This is a genomic window from Stenotrophomonas sp. K-6 (genome assembly GCF_056861555.1).
On sequence record NZ_JBSPUC010000004.1, the window covers coordinates 417,573 to 438,737 of the forward strand.

The window sequence follows — 21,165 nt, forward strand, 5'->3', positions numbered from 1 at the left end:
CGGCTCGCAACACCGGGTAGCGGAGCAGCGCCGGGCCCTGCACCGGGCGGGCATCGGTGCGAAAATGGTCGGGATCTCCACGGAGTACCTCGATGACCCGTACCGCTCTGATTACCGGCGCCACCTCCGGCTTTGGCGCCGCCGCTGTCCACCGTTTCGCGCAGGCCGGCTGGCGCGTGATCGCCACCGGGCGCCGTGCCGAGCGCCTGCAGCCGCTGGTCGATGCCTACGGTCCCGAGCGCGTGCACGCGGCGGTGTTCGACGTGCGCGACAGCGCGGCAATGGAGGCGGCACTGGCCGCCCTGCCGCCCGGGTTCGCCGACATCGACCTGCTGGTCAACAACGCCGGCCTGGCCCAGGGCACCGCCCCGGCCCAGAGCGCCTCGCTGGAAGACTGGCGCACCATGATCGACACCAACGTTACCGCCCTGGTGACGTTGACCCACCGCCTGTTGCCGCAGCTGGTTGCGCGCAAGGGCGCGATCATCAACATCAGCTCGGTGGCCGGTGTGTACCCGTACCCGGGCGGCAACGCCTACGGCGGCACCAAGGCCTTCGTCAGCCAGTTCTCGCTGGGCCTGCGCTCGGACCTGCACGGCAGTGGCGTGCGCGTGACCACGATCGAGCCGGGCATGGCCGAAACCGAGTTCACCGTGGTCCGCACCCATGGCGACCAGGCCGCTTCGGACAAGCTCTACACCGGTGCCAACCCGATGACCGCCGATGACATCGCCGAGCAGATCTTCTGGGTCGCCTCGCTGCCGGCGCACCTGAACATCAATCGCCTCGAAGTGATGCCGGTCAGCCAGTCGTTCGCCGGCTTCCAGGTCGCGCGCGACTGATCGCAGGCGCCGTTAGCTGCCCGCGAGGGGTGCTACCTGAAACAAGAACGCCGACCCAAGGGTCGGCATTCGGGGTGCATCTGGAGCAACAGCCCCCTTGGAGTGCAAGGGGGCGCGCCTACTGCGCCTTGATCGCCATCGCCTGAAGCCCGGTCCCATCCAGCTTCTGCTTGGCTTCGGCCAGTTCGCCCGCGCTGCCATACGGCCCCATGCGCACGCGGTACACCGTCTTGCCGTTGATCTGCGCCGATTCCACGCGCGCGGCCAGGCCGATCATCGCCAGCTTGGCCTTGGTCGCTTCGGCGTCGCCGGAGGCACCGAACGCACCGGCCTGCAGGATGTAACGCACGTTGCCCGCGGCCGGATCGGCGGCTGCAGCGGCAGCCGGCGCGGTGGCCGCAGGTGCATCCGGTTTCGGCGCGGTGGCCACCGTGGCCGGGGCTGATGCCGCCGGTGCCGGCGTGGCGGTTGGACGTTCATTCACCGGCGCCGGCAACGCCGCGGTACTGACCGGCGCAGGCGTCGTGGTCGCGGCGGTGCTGGTCGGTGCCGGTGCGGGCGGCAACGGCCGCCCTTCCAGTGCCGCCTGCGCGCGCTGCGCATCGGCCTTGGCACGACGCTGGTCTTCGGCGCGTGCGCTGGCGGCCAGCTCGGCATCGGACATCTCCACTTCCTTGCCGGGCAGCAGGGTGTAGAAGTCGTACTGCGTCGCCGCCGGCTTGGCCGGTTCGGCAGGCTTGGCGGCGCCGGGCTTGGGCAGCTCGGTGCCCACGTCGGTCTCGGCGTCGCTCACCGGCGCCGGCTGGGCGTTCGGGTCCGGCTGCGGGCCGACCCGCAGGAAGCCATCACCGTCGTTCTTGAACAGGTTCGGTGCCGCCAGGAACACCACGGCCGCAATCGCCACACCCGCGACCAGCCACACCCATCCCGGGGTGCCCTGGTTGCTGTTGCGCCGTGCCTGGCTCTTGCCGCGTCGTGCTGCCATTTACTGCTTCTCCACTGCTTACATTTTTTCCGGGGCGGAAACGCCCAGGATGTTCAGACCATTGGCCAGGACCTGGCGCGCGGCACAGGCCAGCGTCAGCTTGGCGTTGCGTTCGCTTTCGTCGGCCACCAGGACCTGCGTGCCGTGATACCACGTGTGGAAGGCGTGCGCCAATTCACGCAGGTACTGCGCGATCAGGTGCGGTTCCAGCCCGAGGCCGGCCGCTTCAACGACTTCCGGGAAGCGCGACATTTCCACCATCAGCCACAGCGATGCCTCATCGTCCAGTGACGACAGCCCGGTCAGACCTTCGGCCGGCGTGTAGCTCAGCTTCTTTTCCTGCGCCTGGCGCAGCAGGCTGCACACCCGGGCGTGCGCGTACTGCACGTAGAACACCGGATTGTCGTTGCTCTGCTGGCGGGCCAGATCGATATCGAAGGTCAGCTGCGAATCGGGCTTGCGCGCGATCAGGAACCAGCGGGTGGCATCGCGGCCGGCTTCTTCGATCAGGTCACGCAGGGTCAGGTAGCTGCCGGCACGCTTGGAGAGCTTCACTTCCTCGCCGCCGCGCATCACCGTCACCATCTGGTGCAGCACGTATTCCGGCCAGCCCTTCGGGATGCCGACGTCCAGCGCCTGCAGGCCGGCACGCACACGCGCCAGCGAACCGTGGTGGTCGGCGCCCAGCTCGGTGATCGCGCGCTCGTAGCCGCGCTGCCACTTGGAGAGGTGATAGGCCACATCCGGCAGGAAGTAGGTGTAGGTGCCGTCGGACTTGCGCATCACGCGGTCCTTGTCGTCACCGAAGTCGGTCGAGCGCAGCCACAGCGCGCCGCCTTCCTCATACGTATGGCCGGCCGCGTTGAGCTGGGCGACGGTCTCTTCGACCTTGCCGTCCTTGTACAGCGAGCTTTCCAGGAAGTAGATATCGAAATCCACGCCGAATGCGGCCAGGTCCTGGTTCTGCTCGTTGCGCAGGTAGGCCACCGCGAAGCGACGGATCGCATCGAGGTTGTCCGGGTCGCGCTCGCCGACCACCGAGTGGCCTTCCAGCTCCACCGTGGCGCCGGCCAGGTACGCCTTGGCCACATCCTCGATGTAATCACCGCGGTAACCGGCTTCCGGCCAGCCGGCGTCGTCGGGCTTGAGACCCTTCGCACGTGCCTGGGTGGACAGCGCCAGGTTCTCGATCTGCACGCCGGCGTCGTTGTAGTAGAACTCGCGCTTGGCGTTCCAGCCGTTCACTTCCAGCAGGCGCGCCAGGCAGTCACCGATCGCCGCCGCGCGGCCGTGGCCGACATGCAGCGGACCGGTCGGGTTGGCCGACACGTATTCCACGCCCACGGTACGGCCGTTGCCGCTCAGGTTGTGGCCGTAATCGGCGCCTTCCTTGAGCACGCTGGCCGCTTCGCGCTGGTACGCGCTGGGGGCGAGGTGGAAATTGATGAAGCCTGGGCCGGCGATCTCGACGCGCAGCACATCATTGCTCTTGGGCAGCGCATCGAGCAGTGCCTGGGCCAGGGCGCGCGGATTGCTGCGCGCCGGCTTGGCCAGCAGCATCGCGGCATTGGTGGCGAAATCGCCGTGCTCACGGGTCTTCGGGCGTTCCACCACGAATTCCGGGGTCAGGGTATCGGCCGGCAGAGTGCCGTTGGCGCGCAAGGCTTCGATGCCTTGGCTGATCAGGGCGCGGAGGAGATTTTTCACAAGGCCTGCTTTGGGACTGGAGCGGCGGAATCGGCAATTTTAGCCCAGAAGCCACCCCGATCCATTGAACCGGGGCCGAGCGGGGCGCTTGGCGTACTGGATCAGGCCGTTCCCGCGGCTATCCACCCGCGCGCGGCCATCGATACCGGGGCTCCGTCGCCGATCACGACATGGTCGAGCAGGCGGATATCCACCAGGGCCAGGGCCTGCTGCAGCAGCGCGGTGATCCGGCGGTCCTCCAGCGAGGGCTCGGCACTGCCGGAAGGGTGGTTGTGGCTGACGATTACCGCAGCCGCGTTGTGCAGCAAGGCGCGGCGGACCACTTCACGCGGGTAGACCGCCGCGGCATCCACCGTGCCGCTGAACAGCTCCTCGCAGGCCAGCGTGCGGTGCTGGTTGTCCAGGAACAACGCGGCGAATACCTCGTTGGGCCGCGCCCGCAGCCGCTGCTTGAAGTAGCGCCCGGCGGCGGCCGGGTCACGCAGGCTCTCGCCGCGGGCCAGCTCGGCCGCCAGATGGCGATGCGCCAGCTCCAGCCCGGCCACCAGCTTGCAGCTGCGGGCCGGCCCAAGCCCGGGCAGGGCCGCCAACGCTGGGGCCGGCAGGTCGAGCAGGTTGCGCAGGGGGCCGTGGGCCTGCAGCAGGTCGCGGGCGGTTTCGACCGCGTCGCGGCCGCGCAGGCCCGACCCCAGGAAGATCGCCAGCAGCTCGGCATCGGACAGGGCGCCGGCGCCTTGGGCGAGCAGCTTTTCGCGGGGACGCTCGGCGCTGGGCCAGTCTCGGATCGACATGGCCTCAGTCTCCCTCGGTGCCGAGCAGGCCACCATCGGTGAACCGGGCAGCATCGTGTCGGTAAATACAGAGCATCGTGCCAAGTCCGGCAATTGCTTATGACGAAAATCTGCCTGCTTATGCCGCTGGCGCATCAGGCGGCTTGCGGACCATCGGGTAAGCTAATCGCCTCGGTTCGACAGGAACACCCAAGGTGGCTGACTCCCCCCAGGCTTCTCCGGCGGCCGCGCGCCCGTTGGAAGGCCAGAAGCTGTTGTTGTGCGTTGGTGGCGGGATCGCTGCCTACAAGTCGCTGGAACTGGTGCGTCGCCTGCGCGATGCCGGGGCGCAGGTGCAGGTCGCGATGACCGCCGGGGCCCAGCAGTTCGTCACCCCGCTGAGCTTCCAGGCGCTGTCCGGTCAGCCGACCCGCACGACCCTGTGGGACAGCGCGGCCGAGCAGGCCATGGGCCACATCGAGCTCGCCCGCTGGGCCGACCGCATCGTGGTCGCCCCGGCCACGGCCGATCTGCTCGCGCGCCTGGCCAACGGCCACGCCGATGACCTGGTCACCACCCTGTGCCTGGCCACTACCGCGCCGCTGACCGTGTGCCCGGCGATGAACCACCGCATGTGGCTGCACCCGGCCACCCAGGCCAACATCGGCCTGCTGCGCGAGCGCGGCGCCCAGGTGATCGGGCCGGAAGACGGGCCGCTGGCCGAAGGCGAGTCCGGCCCCGGTCGGCTCACCGAACCGCACGCGATCGTGGCCGCGCTGGCCCGGCTGCACGCGCCGGCCCCCGCCGAGCCACCGGCGAGCAGTGAACTGAAGGGTCTGCGCGTGCTGATCAGCGCCGGCCCCACCTATGAAGATATCGACCCGGTGCGCTACGTCGGCAACCGCAGCAGCGGCAAGATGGGCTATGCCCTGGCCGCCGCGGCCGCCCGCCTGGGCGCGCAGGTGGTGCTGGTCAGTGGCCCGGTCCAGCTGGCCACGCCCGCCGGGGTGCAGCGCATCGATGTGCGCTCGGCCGTACAGATGCGCGAAGCCGTGCTGGGGGCGTTGCCGGCCGACATCTATATCGGCGCGGCTGCCGTGTCCGATTACACCCCCCGCCAGATTGCTCCGCAGAAACTCAAGAAGACCGCCGACACCCAGAGCCTGACCCTGGAGTTGGTGCGCACGCCGGATATCCTGGCCGAAGTGGCCACGCAGACCAACGCGCTCAAGCTGGTGGTCGGCTTCGCCGCCGAAACCCACGATGTGGAGAAATACGCGCGCGGCAAGCTGGTCGACAAGCGCCTGGACCTGGTGATCGCCAACCAGGTCGGGATCAGCACCGGCGGTTTCGAAAGCGATGAAAACGCGGCCACGGCCTATTGGCAGGGCGGCGAACAGGCGTTCCCCGGCACCTCCAAGACCGTGTTGGCCGAACAACTGTTGTCCCTGATTGCCCAGAGGTTGCACGCATGACCATCGATTCCTCCCTGCAGCCGTTGCAGGTCAAGCTGCTCGACCCGCGTTTCGGCGACGAATGGCCGCTGCCGGCCTACGCCACCGAACACAGCGCCGGGCTCGATCTGCGCGCGGCGCTGGAGACCGAACTCACCCTGCAGCCCGGCGACACCGCGCTGATTCCCAGTGGTATCGCCATCCATATCGCCGATCCGAACCTGGCCGCCGTGGTGCTGCCGCGCTCCGGCCTGGGCCACCGCCATGGCATCGTGCTGGGCAACGGCACCGGCCTGATCGACGCCGATTACCAGGGTCCGCTGCTGATCAGCGCCTGGAATCGCGGGCGCGAACCCTTCACCCTTCAGCCCGGCGACCGCATCGCCCAACTGGTCGTGCTGCCGATTGCACGCGTGGCCCTTCAGGTAGTGGATACTTTCACCGACAGCGCCAGGGGAACGGGTGGATTCGGCCATACCGGGGTGCGCTGACAGGGGAGCGTCATGAGCAAGGCGAAGGCGGAAGGACGGCCGCGGTTGACCACAGGGCGCTCGGTGCCGCTGTTGGCCGCGCTGCTGGTGCTGTTGGCGATATGGTTCGGTTGGAGCGGCGTGCGCCAATGGCGCCAGGCTGCGGTCGGTGACGCGCTGGAGCAGTCGCGCGACCGCGTGGTCGAAGGCCTGCAGACGGCGCTGACCGGTCAGCTCGGCAAGCTCGGCAAGGTGCTCAAGACCGAGCGCGTTGCCACTGCACTGGCCAGTGGCAATGCACAAGGCGCCGCTGTCGCCATCCGCGAAGGCTGGCCGGGCGTGGAAGACGTCCAGATCCTCACCGCCGATCTTGATGCGGCCTACGCCGATCCGAAAGCCTTCGGTTACTCGCGCCTGGCGCTGCTCGAAGCGGCCATTGCCGATGACAAACCTGTCGGTCGCGTGGTGCGCGATGCCGGCGGACAGCGCCTCGGCCTGGCCGCAGCGGTGGAGCTTGGCCCGCAGGGGGAGGCCGTGGTCTACGTGCGCCAGCCGCTGCTGCGCTTGACCGGCATATTCGACCAGGTCGCCGTGCCGGGTGATGGTTATCTCGCGCTGCGCCAGGGCAGCCACAACGTCGTCGAACAGGGCAGCCGAGGGCTGTCCGGTGGCGCTGAAGCACTGGCGCGCCCCATCGGCCACAGCGGTCTGCGTCTGTCGGCGGCGGTGCCGGACATCGAGCCGGGTCCGCTGGGACTGGGCGCGATCTCCAGCGCCATCGTGGCCGTGTTGCTCCTGCTGATCGCAGTGCTGCTGGTGCTGGGCAAAGGCAAGGTGCCGTTGCCGCGCCGCCGCGGTGCTGCCGACAACGGCGCCGACGCCGGCCCGACCCTGAGCGAAAGCCTGGCCCAGGCACCGCTCGCGGTGGCGGCCGTCGAGACCCTCGACGAGGCGGCAGCGACCTCGCCGCCGCCGTCCGTGCCGGGTGAGACCGTCGCGGCCGAGATCTTCCGCGCCTACGACATCCGCGGCATCGTCGGCCGCGAGCTGACCCCCAAAGTCGCCGCCCTGATCGGTCAGGCGATCGGCTCGGTGCTGCAGGTCCAGGGCCTGCGCGACATCGTGGTGGGCCGCGATGGCCGTCTTTCCGGCCCCGAGCTGACCGCCGGCCTGATCGAAGGCCTGCGCCGCGCTGGCTGCAACGTTACCGATATCGGCCTGGCGCCGACGCCGGTGGTCTACTTCGCCAGCTACCACCTGCGCGCCGGCAGCTGCGTGGCGGTCACCGGCAGCCACAACCCGCCGGACTACAACGGCTTCAAGATCGTGGTCGGCGGCGAAACGCTGTCCGGCGATGCGATCACCGAGCTGTACCACCGCATCCGCGATGGCCAGCTGCACGTGGCGCCCGAGCCGGGCAGTTTCCAGACCCGCGAGGTCAATGCGGATTACATCCAGCGCATCGCCGATGACGTGCAGTTGGACCGCCCGCTCAAGGTGGTCGCCGATGCTGGCAATGGTGTGGCCGGCGAGCTTGCCCAGCCGCTGCTGGAAGCGATCGGTGCCGAGGTCATTCCGCTGTACTGCGATGTGGACGGCACTTTCCCGAACCACCATCCCGATCCCAGCGATCCGCACAATCTGGAAGACCTGATCCAGACCGTGAAGCGCTTCGATGCGGATATCGGCCTGGCCTTCGATGGCGATGGCGACCGTCTCGGGGTGGTCACCCGCGAAGGGAAGATCATCTACGCCGACCGCCTGCTGATGCTGTTCGCCGCCGATGTGCTGATGCGCAACCCGGGCGCGCTGGTGATCTACGACGTGAAGTGCAGCGGCAAGCTCTCCGACTACGTGCTGCGCAACGGTGGCAGCCCGCTGATGTGGAAGACCGGCCATTCGCTGATGAAGGCGAAGATGCGCGAGACCGACGCCGAACTGGCGGGCGAGATGAGCGGGCACTTCTTCTTCAAGGAGCGCTGGTTCGGTTTCGACGACGGCCTCTACGCTGCCGCGCGCCTGCTGGAGATCCTGGCGCAGCGCGACGAAGCCCCGTCGGAGGTGCTCGATGAACTGCCCGACAGCGTCTCCACCCCGGAGCTGAAGGTAGCGGTCGATGCGGGCACCCCGCACGCGCTGGTGTCGTTGTTCGTCTCCTCGGTGCAGTTGGAGGACTCGCCGTTCGCCGGTGCGCGCCTGTCCACCATCGACGGCCTGCGTGCCGACTTCCCCGATGGCTGGGGCCTGGTGCGCGCGTCCAACACGACGCCGGTGCTGGTGCTGCGTTTCGAGGCCGATGACGAGGCGGCGCTGGAGCGCATCAAAGCGCTGTTCCGCGCGCAGCTGCAACCGTTGCTGCCGGGTGTGGATCTGGGCTTCTGATCTGGACGGGTACCGACCAACGGTCGGTACCTACCCCTTGAACCGCAGCCCGACGCCCGGCTCGGTGAACAGATAGCGCGAATCCAGCGCCGAATCGCCGAGCTTGTGGCGCAGCTTGCCGACCAGGATGCGAAGGTAATGCGTGTCGTGCTGATGCGTCGGCCCCCAGATCTCCTGCAGGATCTGCGGCTGGGTCACCACCCGCCCGGCATTGCGCAGCAGCAGTGACAACAGCGCGTACTCCTTGCGCGTCAGCGCCACCGGCGCACCGTCCAGCATCACCTCGCGCCGCACCAGGTCGATATGCAGGTGCCCATCATCGAACTGCGGCAGCACGCCCTCGCTGGAGACCGTGCGCGAGCGCAGCAGCGCCCGTACGCGCGCCATCAGCTCCTGCGTGCCGAACGGCTTGGTCACGTAGTCGTTCGCACCAGCATCCAGCGCCCGCACTTTCTCGGTCTCGCTGGCACGCACGGTCAGCATGATCACCGGCACCTGGCTCCACTGGCGCAGCTCGCCCAGCACGTCATGGCCTTCCATGTCCGGCAGGCCGATATCCAGGATCACCAGATCCGCGCCTTCGCCGACCAGCGCTTCCAGCCCGGCCTGGCCGGTGGCGGCCTGGGACACGCGGTAGCCCTGCGCGCGCAGGCTGATCTCCAGGAAGCGCCGGATCTGCGCTTCATCGTCGATCACCAGCACGCGTGCTGGGGGCACGCCGTGGGAAGCCTCAGGAATCGTCGTTGTCATCGGCAGGGTGGGGCTGCAGCAGGGGCAGGGTGATGCGGATCAGGGTACCGCGTCCGTCGCGGCCCGGCAGCGCCTGCACGCTGCCGCCGTGCGCGCCGATCATCCCTTGGCAGATGGTCAGGCCCAGGCCCGTGCCATGCCGGCCACGATCGCCACGCTCCACGCTGTAGAACATATCGAAGATGCGTGCGCGCTCCTCGTCGGGAATACCGGGGCCGGCATCGAGCACGTCGATGCGCAGCTCGCCCTCCACCAACCGCGCCTGCACCTCCACCGCCGCACCCGGCGGAGAGAACTTGGCCGCGTTCTCCATCACGTTGAACACCGCCTGTTCGACCAGCGCCGGGTGCACCCAGATCGGGGCCAGTTCAGCGGGAATATCCAACTTGAGCAGCACGTCGGGCTGATAGCGCTGCAGGCGGCGCGCGGCCGAACCGACCAGCTCGTCCACGCCGATCCAGTCGCGGTTGATCTGCAGGCCGTCATGGCCGAGCCGGGTCATGTCCAGCAGGTTCTGGATGTAGCGGTCCAGGCGCTCGCCTTCGACCAGGATGGTGTCCAGCAGGGCGCGCCGGTCGCTGGCATCCATCGCATCGGCGTAGCTGGAGAGGCTGTCGGCCGAGCCGATCATCGCCGCCAGCGGCGAGCGCAGGTCATGTGACACCGAGGACAGCAAGGCCGAGCGCAGCCGCTCGGTCTCGTTGCTCACGTGCGCCTTTTCCAGATCGGCCACCAGCTGGGTGCGCAGCGCGGCCTGGGCAATGTCGTCCACCATCGCCTCGGCCAGCTGGCGCTGCTCCGGCGTCAACCGCGGGGCCTCGCGCGGAAAACGCATGCCGGCCACGCCGATCGCCCGGTCATCGCCATCCAGCAGCGGCAGGAACCACCAGCCTGCGCCGGCCAGCGTATCGGTGAAGCGCCCGCTGGGCTGGCCGTGCCGGTGGGCCCAGTCGGCCGCAGCCAGATCGGTATCGCCCGGCGCGGCGCTGCCACTGGCGCTGGTGTACTGCCCGATGCGCAGCCACGCCGGGGCATCCATTGCCTGTTCCAGCGCCTCGCGGCCGGCCTGCGCGACCTGCTCGTTGCTGGGCGCACTGGCCAGTTGCCGGCCCAGTGCCTGGCGCGCATGCGCGTGCCGATTGGCCGCGCGCAACGCCACCACCTGCATGCGCAGGCGCGAGGCCAACCGCCCAGCCACCAGGGCGGCGGCCAGGAACAGGAAGACCGTGATCACGCCCTGGCGCGCGCTGATCGCGAAGGTGAAACGCGGCGCGATGAAGAAGAAGTTGTACGCCAGGAAGCACAACGCTGCCGCGATGACGGCCGCGCTGGTACGGCTGCGTGCGGCGACCATCACCACCGCCACGATGAACACCATCGAGAGGTCGTACAGTCCGATCCATCGCTCGGCGACCAGCGCCACCAGGCAGGCGGCCGCGGTGGCGCCCAGCGCCAGCAGCGCATCCTTGCCGGCACTGCGGCTGGGCATCGACAGCCCGGTGCGGCGCGCCCGCGCGCGTGCCTGCGGCGTGCCGATGATGGTGATCTCGAAGTGCGCGCCACGCCGGATCAGCTGCTGGGTCAACGTGCGGTTGAGCATGCGCGCCAGCGGCCGCTCGCGCGTCCGGCCGAGCACCAGCGTGGACACGCCGTTGTGTGCGGCATGGTCAAGCAGTGCATCGGCGATGCTGGAGCCGTGCAACAGCTCGGCCTCGCCACCGAGACGGCGGGCGAGGGCGAAGGCGGCATCGATCTCGCGTCGGGTCTGCTCGTCATGCGCGCGCGCCTGTACCGTCACCACCGTCCACGGCGCATCGCGCCGCTCGGCGATACGCCGGCCGACCCGCACCAGGTACTCGCTCTGGCCGCCGCCATCGATCGCCACCAGCACCCGCCGGCGCAGCGGCAGGTTGCCTTCACCGCGCGCGGCGCGGGTCTCGCGCAGGCTGCTGTCCACGCGGTCGGCAGCCTCCTGCATCGCCAGCTCGCGCAGCGCGGTCAGGTTGGCCGGCGAGAAGAACGCCTGCAACGCCTGCGCCGCCTGTTCGGGCACATACACCTTGCCCTGCTGCAGGCGCTCGATCAGTTCGCGCGGGGGCAGGTCCACCAGCACGATGTCATGCAGACGGTCGAGCACCGCATCGGGCACGGTCTCACTGACCCGCACGCCGGTGATGCGCATGACCACATCATTGAGACTCTCCAGATGCTGGATGTTGACCGTGGTCCACACATCGATGCCCGCATCCAGCAGCTCCATCACGTCCTGCCAGCGCCGCTCGTGGCGACTGCCGGGCACGTTGCGATGGGCCAGTTCGTCGACCAGCACCAATGCGGGGCGACGCGCCAGCACCGCATCCAGGTCCATTTCCTGCAGCGCGTGCTGTTGATACTCGCGCTGCAGCAACGGCACCTGCGGCAGGCCTGCCAGCAGCGCCGAGGTCTCGGCGCGGCCGTGGGTTTCCACCAGTCCGATCACCACGTCCACGCCGCGGCGCAGTTGCTCGTGCGCGCGGGTGAGCATGCTGAAGGTCTTCCCCACGCCGGGGGCCGCACCCAGGAATACGGTGAGTTTGCCGCCGGCTTCGCGTTGCAGGGTGTCGACCAGGGCGTCGGCCTGGCGGGTACGGGAGTCGCTCATGGGCGGGGATTGTGCGCCGGTTCGCGCGATCCCCGCATCACGGCCGTTCCTTGAGATCATCCAGCGCCAGGTTCAACGTCATCACGTTGACCCGCGGCTGGCCGAACACGCCCCATTGCGGGCCCAGGGTATTGGCCTGCACCAACGCGGCGACGCGCGCCACCGGCAGGCTACGGCTCCGCGCCACCCGGGCGATCTGCACCTGCGCGGCGGCCGGCGAGATCTCCGGGTCCATGCCGGCACCGGACTGGGTCACCAGATCCCCGGGCACCTGCGCAGCGGGTACGCCTTCGCGCGCGGCCGTGGCGGCGATGGCGGCCTGCACGCGCTCCTGCAATGCCGGGTTGCTGCGCGCCATGTTGCTGCCTGCCGCCGCCATCGGGTCATAGCTGGCCGCCGACGGCCGCGCCTGGAAGTAGCCATTGCCGACGAACGGCTGGGCGATCAGCTGCGAGCCGCGCACCTGCCCATCGCGGATCAGCAGGCTGCCATCGGCCTGCGCCGGAAACAGCAGCCGGCTCACGCTGGTGGTGGCCACGGCGTAGGTCAGGCCGAGCAGCAGCAGGCTGCTCACGCCGAGCACGAGGGCCGGGCGCCAGGCGCTGTCCTGCTGCAGCTCGGTGGAGGCGGCAGCGCGGCTGCGCGCCGCGCGGGGAACGGAAGTTGCAAGCGAGCGGTTCATACGCCGAACACCGAGACAAGGAAGAGGTCGATCACTTTGATGGCCGCGAACGGCAGCAGCACGCCACCCAGGCCGTACACCAGCATGTTCCGGCGCAGCAGCGCGGTGGCCGTGGCCGGACGGAAACGTACTCCGCGCAATGCCAGCGGGATCAGCGCCGGAATCACCAGGGCATTGAAGATCAGCGCCGCCAGCACCGCATTGCGCGGGCTGGACAGGTGCATCACGTTCAACGCCGCCATCGCCGGCAGGGTGGAGGCGAACAGCGCCGGCAGGATCGCGAAGTACTTGGAGACATCGTTGGCCAGCGAGAAGGTGGTCAGCGCACCACGCGTGATCAGCTGCTGCTTGCCCACTTCCACCACCGCCAGCAGCTTGGCCGGATCCGAATCCAGATCGACCATGTTGCCGGCCTCCTTGGCGGCCTGCGTACCGGAGTTCATGGCCAGCCCGATATCGGCCTGGGCCAGTGCCGGGGCATCGTTGGTGCCGTCGCCGACCATCGCCACCAGCCGCCCACCGGCCTGCTCGGCACGAATGCGGGCCAGCTTGTCTTCCGGGCGCGCCTCGGCGATGTAATCGTCCACGCCGGCCTCGGCCGCGATCGCCGCAGCGGTCAGCGGGTTGTCGCCGGTGATCATCACCGTGCGGATGCCCATCGCGCGCAGCTGCGCGAACTTCTCGCGCATGCCGTGCTTGACCACGTCCGAGAGCTCGATCACGCCCAGCACATGGCGGCCTTCGCAGACCACCAGCGGCGTGGCACCGTTGCGCGCCACCTGCTCCACGCGGCCCGGCAGCTCCGACGGCACGGTGCCGCCCAGCTCACGCACATACGCAGTGATCGCATCCGAGGCGCCTTTGCGGATGCGGCGGCCACCGTCCAGATCCACGCCGGACATGCGGGTCTGCGCGCTGAAGGCCAGATAGTCCGCACGGTCCGGCTCGGCCGTGGTGCAGCCCTGCTCACGTGCCAGCCGCACCACCGATTTGCCTTCCGGGGTCGGGTCGGCCAGCGAGGACAGCAGGGCCGCTTCACGCAGCTGGCTGGCATCGATACCGGCCAGGGCGTGGAAATGCGTGGCCTGGCGGTCGCCGTAGGTGATGGTGCCGGTCTTGTCGAGCAGCAGCACGTCCACGTCGCCGGCCACTTCCACCGCCTTGCCGGACTTGGCCAGCACGTTGGCGGCGAGCGCACGGTTCATGCCGGCGATGCCGATGGCGGGCAGGAGGCCGCCGATGGTGGTCGGGATCAGGCATACCAGCAGCGCGATCAGCAACAGCGGATCGACCTGCACGCCAACGAACGCCCCGATCGCCGGCAGCGTGGCCACCACCACCAGGAAGGTCAGCGTCATCGCCGCCAGCAGCAGGGTCAGAGCGACCTCGTTCGGGGTCTTCTGGCGGTTGGCGCCTTCCACCAGCGCGATCATCCGGTCCAGGAAGCTGTGCCCCGGCTCGGCGGTGATGCGCACGATGATCTGGTCGGAAAGCACCTTGGTACCGCCGATCACACCACTGCGGTCGGTGCCGGCCTCGCGCAGCACGGGCGCCGATTCACCGGTCACCGCCGCTTCGTTGATGGTCGCCAGGCCCTGCACGATCTCGCCATCGGCCGGGATCAACTCACCGGCACTGACGATCACATGATCGCCCGGGCGCAGTTCGGCCGCCGGGACCTGGGTCTCGCTGGCGCCGGCATGCGCGGCGGCCAGACGACGCGCGCTGAGGTCCTGGCGGGCCCGCCGCAGCGAGGCGGCCTGGCCACGGCCACGCGCTTCGGCGACGGCCTCGGCGAAGTTGCCGAACAGCACGGTCAGCAGCAGGATCGCGGTGACCGCCAGGCCGAAGCCCAGCGGTGCATTGCCGGTCAGCGTGACCAGCGCGCTGACCACCGTGCCGACCATCACCACGGCCATCACCGGGCTGTGCAGCAGATGCCGCGGCGAAAGCTTGATCACCGCATCGCGCAGGGCGCGGCGCCAGCCGGCGCCATCGAGCAGGCGCTGGCGGCGGTGGGAAGAAACGTTCAACGGATACGTACTCATGGAAAGAGGTCTCAGTGCTGCGTCAGCGACAGGTGGTCGGCGACCGGGCCCAGCACCAGCGCCGGCATGAACTGCAATACGGTCAGGATGACGATCAGCGCGATCAGGGTCAGCGCGAAGGTCGGGGTCTCAATCTGCAGCGTGCCGGCCGATTCCGGCGCACGCCGCTTGGCCGCCAGCTGCGCGGCCACGATCAACGGGATCACCAGCACCGGGTAGCGGCCCAGCAGCAGCACCAGGGTGCAGCTCACGTTCCACCACACCGTGGCATCGCCGAGGCCTTCAAAGCCCGAGCCGTTGTTGGCGAACGCCGAGGTGTACTCGTAGAACACCTGGCTGATGCCGTGGAAGCCGGGGTTGGAGGCGCCGGTGATCGAGGGAATCGCCAGGGTCAACGCGGTAAAGCCCAGGATGGTGATCGGCTGCAGCAACACCAGCAGCGCGAGCAGGCGCACCTGCGGCGTTTCCAGCTTGCGGCCGAACAGTTCCGGGGTGCGACCGGTCATCAGCCCGGCCAGGAACACGCCCAGCAGCAGGTACACGATGAACTGCTGCAGGCCGCAGCCGATGCCACCCCAGATCGCATTGACCAGCATGTTGACCATCGGCACAGCCCCGGCCAGCGGGCTGAGCGAGTCATGCATGCCGTTGACCGAACCGTTGGACACCTGGGTGGTGATCGCGGCCCACAGCCCCGTGCCATCGGCACCGAAGCGCACTTCCTTGCCCTCCATCAGCAGCGGGCTGGCCGCCGTGGCCGAATGACCCTCCAGCCACACCGTGGCGGCAATCGACACGCTGGACATCGCCAGCATGCAGCCGAACACCAGCCCGGCCAGGCGCTTGCGCCCGGTGAACGCGCCGAGCATGAAGATCACCGCGATCGGGATCAGCAGGATGCCGATCAGTTCCAGCGCGTTGGACAGCGGCGTCGGGTTCTCCAGCGGCATCGCGCTGTTGGGGCCATACCAGCCACCGCCATTGGTGCCCAGCTGCTTGGCCGCGACCATTGCCGCGACCGGGCCCAGCGGCAGCTTCTGCGACGCCATGCCGGCCGCGGCATCGACCGGCGTGGCCTGCGGACCACCGGCGAGCGTGGCAGGCACCCCCTGGCTGGTCAGCAGCACCGCCCACAGCAGGCACAGCGGCAGCATGAAGCGCACGCACGCGCGCACCACGTCGGCGTAGTAATTACCCACATCGACGCGGCGGTCCGCGCTGAGCAGCGCGGCCTGGTCGGCCGGCACATCCTCTGGGCGCGCACCGAACAGCGCACGCAGCGTAGCCACCACCAGCGCCAGGCCCATCATCGGCGTCACCACCTGCAGGCCGGTGATCGCGGTCATCTGCGAGAAGTAGGACAGCTGCGCCTGGCCGGAATAGTGCTGCTGGTTGGTGTTGGTCAGGAAGGACACCATCGTGTGCAGCGCGGTGTCCCAGCGCAGGTTGGGGATCTGGTCGGGATTGAACGGCAGCCAGGCCTGGGTCATGAAGACCACCTGCACCAGCACCGCGATCACCACGTTGCTGAGCAGGAAGGCGCCGACGTAGCCGCGCCAGGACATGCCGCGCGCCGGGTTCACCCCGAGCAGCCGGTACAGCGGTTTTTCAATCCACCCGAACAGCGCGTCGCCGCGCATCGGGCCACCGCGCATCACCCGGGCCAGGTACAGCCCAAGCGGAAAGGCCAGCACGATGCTGGCCAGCAGGATCAACAGGATCTCGGTCATGGTCGGCTCCGGTCAGAAGGTTTCGGGCCGAAGCACGACGTACAGCAGGTAGGCGGCGGCAACGAGCACGAGCACGCCGCACAGCAGGGAAAGCCAGGCAGACATGGTTGTGGCCTCAAACGCGGGAAAGAAGGGCGGCGGTGCGGGGCGCACCGGCGGCAGGGAACACAGGCAGATACGGGCTCATGGGACGTCCAGGTGGAACCACTCCACGTCAGGCGCTCATGGTCCGCCTGCCCGGCATAAACGCTCCACGCCCGAAACCCGGGACTCCCGTAAAAAGTGCATAAAAAGGTGCGTCTTTGGTGCGAACGTTACGCCCCGCAGCGACCGGCAGGCCCCTCGGCAAATGTCCCCCGGCCGTCGCCTGACGGCGACAGCCTCCTCCTTGATTTTGCCCAGGGACCTACCGGCCGCTACGGAGCTCGGCGTGCAGTAGGCCGAAGGCACACCAGAGCTTGCCCTGGGGCGCCAGTGGTCTGGATACGCGGGTCGCGATGCCCTTGTGGGCGAAATCAAGGAGGAGGGGACGGCCACAGGCCGTCGCCGGGGGACATTCGCCGACAAGGGCATCGTGGCCCGCCGCCCGACCAATCCACCGCCCCCGCGTCCGGAACAGTTCACAGCAAGCTTCATGCCCGCGACGCGGAGCGTAGAAAAACCAAAAAAGGCGGCCCAATAGGCCGCCTTCGTTTCAACGCTATCGCACATCCACCCTTACCCGCGCGGATCGCTCCCCACACTCTTCAGCAACCGATAACGCTGCAGCGTGCTCTCGATCTCCACATCCAGCGCCTGGCGCTGCTGCTCGAACGACGCCTGCATCCGCCGCTGCGCCACCAGCTCGGCATGCCGCTCGCGGATGCGCGCGGCCTGCTTTTCCGGTACCGGCTGCCCATCCAGCTCGCGATTGCCCGCAGTGGCCAGCAGGGTCACCAGCGCATCACGCACACTGGCCACGTTGTAACTGGCGGTATGGATGTTGTTGTCCAGGATCCCGCTGCGCTCGGCGAACACCCGGCGCAGCTCATCCTCGCTTTCATACGTGGCCAGCATCGCCTGCTCGGTGCGCTGGCGGGTCTGCTCGGCCGCCAGGTCCAGGCGCTGCTGCGTGGCCTGCGCCGCCGCCGCAGCGCGTTCCTCGTCGGTCATCGCGCGCTGCACTTCGCCACTGCGCATGCCGCTGCGAAGATTGAACTCCTCGCGCGCGTTGTTCACCGCCTCCTGGGGCAGCGCATCACTGCAGATGCGCTCGCTGCCCTTGTTCCAGCAGTACAGCTTCTTCGGCGTCGCATCGGCCGCGCGCTTCTGCGCCTGGGCAGGCAGCAGCGGCACGGCCAGCAACAGGCCGACAACGGTGAACGTGGCAAACCTGGACATGGTGAAAGCCCCCTGCTCTCAACGCGTAGGACGGCTGCCGTAGCGGGAACGATAGTCCTCCAGCGGCTGCCGGTAGCCGACAAGTTCCGGATTTCCGGAGGCAAAATCAAGCAGGTCGGCCAGCGTGGCCACGGCCACCACCGGAATACCGGCTTCTTCGGCCACGGCCTGGGCGGCCGAACGGCGGTCGGTTTCCGAGGCGATCTCCTGGCGGTCCAGTGCCACCACGATGCCGGCCGGGGTGCCACCAGCACCCTTGATGATCGCCAGTGCCTCGCGGATCGCGGTGCCGGCGGTGATCACGTCATCGACGATCAGCACGCGCTTGCCATTCATGTCGGCGCCGATCAGGTTGCCGCCTTCGCCGTGGTCCTTGGCTTCCTTGCGGTTGAACGACAGCGGCAGGTCGCGGCCGCGCTGGGCGAATTCACAGGCGGTCGCCGTGGCCAGCGGAATGCCCTTGTAGGCCGGGCCGAACACGACATCGAACTTCAGGCCGGTGGCTTCCACGGCATCGGCGTAGCAGGCCGCCAGCTGGGACATGCGCGCGCCGGAATCAAACCGGCCGGCATTGAAAAAGTAGGGGCTCAGACGGCCGGACTTCAGGGTGAACTGGCCGAAACGCAGGGCATCGGCGGTCAGGGCCAGTTGCAGGAAACGGTGGCGATGGTCGCTCATCAAGACTCAATTCAATTCATTTGGAGCGCAAATCCTAATGCATGCCCGCACTTTTCCGCTCGCCGGTCCCGGCGGCCCGGTGTCGCACAGGGTGGCGAGACGAACTGCGAGAGCCCCGATTCCCGGCAATCGCGTCCGTTTCCAGCCAGCCCCTGCAAGGGCCGAAACGGTATGCTCTTGCGGGTATCGTTCCAGACCCGGGTCAGCATGCGCATCATCAGTTTCAACGCCAACGGCATCCGTTCCGCCGCCACCAAGGGCTTCCTGGAGTGGTTCCGCGCCCAGGACGCCGACGTCCTGTGCATCCAGGAGACCAAGGCCCAGGAAGACCAGCTGACCGACCCGATGTTCCGCCCGGACGGCCACCATTGCTTCTACCGCGACGCCATCACCAAGAAGGGTTACAGCGGCGTGGCGATCTACAGCAAGCGCGAGCCGGACCAGGTGATCACCTCGCTGGGCTGGGCCCCGTTCGACGATGAAGGCCGTTACATCGAGGCCCGCTACGGCAACCTCAGCGTGGTCTCCTTCTATATCCCCTCGGGGAGCTCGGGCGATCTGCGCCAGGGCTTCAAGTACGAAGTGATGGAGTGGCTGCGCCCGATCCTGGCCGGGTGGCTGGCCAGCGGCCGCGACTACGTCCTGTGCGGCGACTGGAACATCGTGCGGTCCGCGCTGGACATCAAGAACTGGAAATCCAACCAGAAGAACTCCGGCTGCCTGCCGCCCGAGCGCGACTGGCTCAACGGCCAGTGCGTGGACGCCGACCAGGCGCTGGACATCGCCGCCGGCCAGGGCTGGACCGATGCCTACCGCCTGCTGCACCCGCAGGGCGAGGACTACACCTGGTGGAGCAACCGCGGCCAAGCGCGCGCCAACAACGTCGGCTGGCGCATCGATTACCAGTTCGTCAGCCCGGGCCTGCGCGATCGCCTGCGCAGCTGCTCGGTCTACCGCGATGAGCGCTTCTCCGACCATGCGCCGTTCACGGTGGACTACGCCCCATGAGTGAAGCGGTCGAGCCGGTGTCCTACAAGGGCTGGGCCGGGATTAAGCGCGCCTTCGGCACGCCGTCGGCGCTGACGATGGCCTTCCTGGGTTTCGGTAGCGGCCTGCCGTTTCTGCTGATCGCCTCCCAGACCCTCTCCACCCGTCTGCGCGATGTCGGCCTGGATCTGGGCAGCATCGGTTTGATCAGCCTGGCCAGCTTCTTCTATCTGATGAAGTTCGTCTGGGCGCCGCTGATCGACCGCTATGCGTTTCCGCTGATCGGCTTCCTCGGGCGCCGCCGTTCCTGGCTGCTGGCCTCGCAGATCGCGGTCACCGGCGGGTTGTTCGCGCTGGCCTTCGTCCGCCCCGAACTCGGCGTCACCCCGCTGGTCCTGTGGGTGCTGGTAGCTTCGTTCGCCGGTGCCACCCAGGATTCGGTGGTCGATGCCTACCGCATCGAGATCGCGCCGGAGAGCGCCCAGGCGGCACTCGCTGCGACCTACACGCTGGGCTATCGCATTGGTCTGATCCTGGCGGGTGCGGGCGCGTTGTACCTGGCCCAGTTCGAGAGCTGGATCGTGGCCTACCTGGCCATGGCCGCATTGATGATCCTGCCGATCATCACCACGCTGCTGTGCCGCGAGCCGGAGCAGCCCGAGGTGCGCATCCAGCGCCGGATCGATTTCTTCGGTGCGTTCTGGCAGCCGATCGCCAGCTTCTTCAGCACCAACGGCGTGGTGCTGGCGCTGGTGCTGCTGGCCTTCGTCGGGCTCTACAAGTTCCCGGATCAGGTGATCGGGGTGATGGCCGGTCCGTTCTATCTGGATTCGGGCTTCACCAAGGCCGATATCGCCACCGTCTCCAAGCTGTTCGGGGTGTGGATGGGCATCGGCGGTGCCTTCCTCGGTGGCATCGCGGTGGCCGCGTTCGGCTTCCGCCGCATGTTGCTGGTCGCCGCGCTGGGCGTGGCGCTGTCCAACCTGGCGTTCCTGCTGATGGCGCACAACCCGGGCCAGCTGTGGGCGTTCTACGCGGCGCTGAGCGCGGACAACCTGTTCCAGGGCTTTGCCGGCACGGTGCTGGTCGCCTTCATGTCCTCGCTGACCGACCGCAACTTCACCGCTACCCAGTACGCACTGCTGGTGTCGCTGGCCAACCTCCCGGGCAAGTTCGTCGGCGGCGTCTCCGGCTATATCGTGGAGGCGAGCTCCTACAGCACCTTCTTCATCCTCAGCGCCACCACGGTCATCCCGACCCTGCTGCTGCTGATCTGGCTGTGGCCACGGATCCGGGACCGCAGCACGGCCTGAGTGGTTTGCGTGCCGGCAGGGCCTGATGGATCATGCCGGCACAACGGCCGCGGGTATGGCGGCGCGCCAACGGGGAGAACGATGGCTGATCTACTGCTGCGGGAGGTGGACCCGCTGTTGCTGGAACGTATCCGCCGGATCGCGGTCGCGCGGGGCTGGACCCGCGAGGAGACCTGCGTGGCGCTGTTGGAACAAGGCCTGTTCGCCAGCGAACTGGAGGTCCGCAGCGGCTTCCACGATCCCGAAGTCGATGCGCTCGCCGACGCGATCGCCGCCCTGCAGGCGCTGCCGGACGCGCAGGGGCTGTAACGGCGGCACGCACCGAACCGCGCATCGGCGATGACCG

General features: G+C 68.4%; 18 protein-coding genes. 7 read left to right on the forward strand and 11 right to left on the reverse strand.

Annotated features, from left to right (window positions below):
• The first annotated feature begins 92 nt into the window (after positions 1 to 92).
• The gene (locus AC13F7_RS14835; RefSeq protein WP_483001755.1) at positions 93 to 842 is read left to right on the forward strand and encodes an SDR family NAD(P)-dependent oxidoreductase; all 750 of its coding nucleotides are present in this window, start codon (positions 93 to 95) and stop codon (positions 840 to 842) included.
• 118 nt (positions 843 to 960) lie between these two features.
• Here the strand turns inward: AC13F7_RS14835 and AC13F7_RS14840 are convergent, their stop codons facing one another.
• The 3 genes from AC13F7_RS14840 to radC all read right to left on the reverse strand — a co-directional run bounded on the left by AC13F7_RS14840 (position 961) and on the right by radC (position 4,325).
• Positions 961 to 1,827: an SPOR domain-containing protein gene (locus AC13F7_RS14840; RefSeq protein ID WP_481469379.1), complete on the reverse strand. Its 867-nt coding sequence runs from the start codon at positions 1,825 to 1,827 to the stop codon at positions 961 to 963.
• A gap of 18 nt (positions 1,828 to 1,845) precedes the next feature.
• Complete coding sequence (argS, locus tag AC13F7_RS14845; RefSeq protein WP_483001757.1) at positions 1,846 to 3,534, reverse strand: arginine--tRNA ligase; 1,689 nt, start codon at positions 3,532 to 3,534, stop codon at positions 1,846 to 1,848.
• Between the two features lie 101 nt (positions 3,535 to 3,635).
• Complete coding sequence (gene radC, locus AC13F7_RS14850; protein WP_483001759.1) at positions 3,636 to 4,325, reverse strand: RadC family protein; 690 nt, start codon at positions 4,323 to 4,325, stop codon at positions 3,636 to 3,638.
• 194 nt (positions 4,326 to 4,519) lie between these two features.
• Between radC and coaBC the strand changes: the two genes are divergently transcribed.
• The 3 genes from coaBC to AC13F7_RS14865 are packed head-to-tail and all read left to right on the forward strand — an operon-like array spanning position 4,520 to position 8,610.
• Complete coding sequence (gene coaBC, locus AC13F7_RS14855) at positions 4,520 to 5,779, forward strand: bifunctional phosphopantothenoylcysteine decarboxylase/phosphopantothenate--cysteine ligase CoaBC (protein WP_483001762.1); 1,260 nt, start codon at positions 4,520 to 4,522, stop codon at positions 5,777 to 5,779.
• A complete protein-coding gene (gene dut / locus AC13F7_RS14860) occupies positions 5,776 to 6,249 on the forward strand; it encodes a dUTP diphosphatase (protein WP_046272982.1) in 474 nt (157 codons plus the stop codon). The genes coaBC and dut overlap by 4 nt, the downstream gene beginning before the upstream one ends.
• A 12-nt stretch (positions 6,250 to 6,261) precedes the next feature.
• A complete protein-coding gene (locus tag AC13F7_RS14865; RefSeq protein WP_483001764.1) occupies positions 6,262 to 8,610 on the forward strand; it encodes a phosphomannomutase/phosphoglucomutase in 2,349 nt (782 codons plus the stop codon).
• 30 nt (positions 8,611 to 8,640) lie between these two features.
• Here the strand turns inward: AC13F7_RS14865 and AC13F7_RS14870 are convergent, their stop codons facing one another.
• The 8 genes from AC13F7_RS14870 to pyrE form a co-directional block, all read right to left on the reverse strand.
• A complete protein-coding gene (locus AC13F7_RS14870) occupies positions 8,641 to 9,360 on the reverse strand; it encodes a response regulator transcription factor (protein WP_346471460.1) in 720 nt (239 codons plus the stop codon).
• A complete protein-coding gene (locus tag AC13F7_RS14875) occupies positions 9,341 to 12,001 on the reverse strand; it encodes an ATP-binding protein (protein ID WP_483001766.1) in 2,661 nt (886 codons plus the stop codon). Before AC13F7_RS14875 ends, AC13F7_RS14870 begins: the two co-directional genes overlap by 20 nt.
• A 37-nt stretch (positions 12,002 to 12,038) precedes the next feature.
• Positions 12,039 to 12,683 (reverse strand): potassium-transporting ATPase subunit KdpC, encoded by a 645-nt coding sequence (gene kdpC / locus AC13F7_RS14880; RefSeq protein ID WP_483001768.1) that lies wholly within the window; start codon positions 12,681 to 12,683, stop codon positions 12,039 to 12,041.
• On the reverse strand, positions 12,680 to 14,731 hold the full coding sequence (kdpB, locus tag AC13F7_RS14885) for a potassium-transporting ATPase subunit KdpB (RefSeq protein WP_483001770.1): 2,052 nt from the start codon (positions 14,729 to 14,731) through the stop codon (positions 12,680 to 12,682). Before kdpB ends, kdpC begins: the two co-directional genes overlap by 4 nt.
• A gap of 11 nt (positions 14,732 to 14,742) precedes the next feature.
• On the reverse strand, positions 14,743 to 16,461 hold the full coding sequence (gene kdpA, locus AC13F7_RS14890; RefSeq protein WP_483001772.1) for a potassium-transporting ATPase subunit KdpA: 1,719 nt from the start codon (positions 16,459 to 16,461) through the stop codon (positions 14,743 to 14,745).
• 12 nt (positions 16,462 to 16,473) lie between these two features.
• The gene (locus AC13F7_RS14895; RefSeq protein WP_019183961.1) at positions 16,474 to 16,566 is read right to left on the reverse strand and encodes a potassium-transporting ATPase subunit F; all 93 of its coding nucleotides are present in this window, start codon (positions 16,564 to 16,566) and stop codon (positions 16,474 to 16,476) included.
• 612 nt (positions 16,567 to 17,178) lie between these two features.
• Entirely contained in the window at positions 17,179 to 17,841 is a 663-nt protein-coding gene (locus AC13F7_RS14900; protein WP_483001774.1) for a hypothetical protein, read from the reverse strand.
• Positions 17,842 to 17,859: 18 nt separating this feature from the next.
• Positions 17,860 to 18,519, reverse strand: a complete 660-nt coding sequence (pyrE, locus tag AC13F7_RS14905) for an orotate phosphoribosyltransferase (RefSeq protein ID WP_046272987.1) — start codon at positions 18,517 to 18,519, stop codon at positions 17,860 to 17,862.
• Positions 18,520 to 18,726: 207 nt separating this feature from the next.
• Between pyrE and AC13F7_RS14910 the strand changes: the two genes are divergently transcribed.
• The 3 genes from AC13F7_RS14910 to AC13F7_RS14920 all read left to right on the forward strand — a co-directional run bounded on the left by AC13F7_RS14910 (position 18,727) and on the right by AC13F7_RS14920 (position 21,128).
• Positions 18,727 to 19,527, forward strand: coding sequence for an exodeoxyribonuclease III (locus AC13F7_RS14910; protein ID WP_019183958.1), 801 nt, complete (start codon positions 18,727 to 18,729; stop codon positions 19,525 to 19,527).
• On the forward strand, positions 19,524 to 20,819 hold the full coding sequence (locus AC13F7_RS14915; RefSeq protein ID WP_346471453.1) for an AmpG family muropeptide MFS transporter: 1,296 nt from the start codon (positions 19,524 to 19,526) through the stop codon (positions 20,817 to 20,819). Before AC13F7_RS14910 ends, AC13F7_RS14915 begins: the two co-directional genes overlap by 4 nt.
• An 81-nt stretch (positions 20,820 to 20,900) precedes the next feature.
• Entirely contained in the window at positions 20,901 to 21,128 is a 228-nt protein-coding gene (locus tag AC13F7_RS14920) for a hypothetical protein (protein ID WP_259260452.1), read from the forward strand.
• The last annotated feature ends 37 nt before the right edge of the window (positions 21,129 to 21,165 follow it).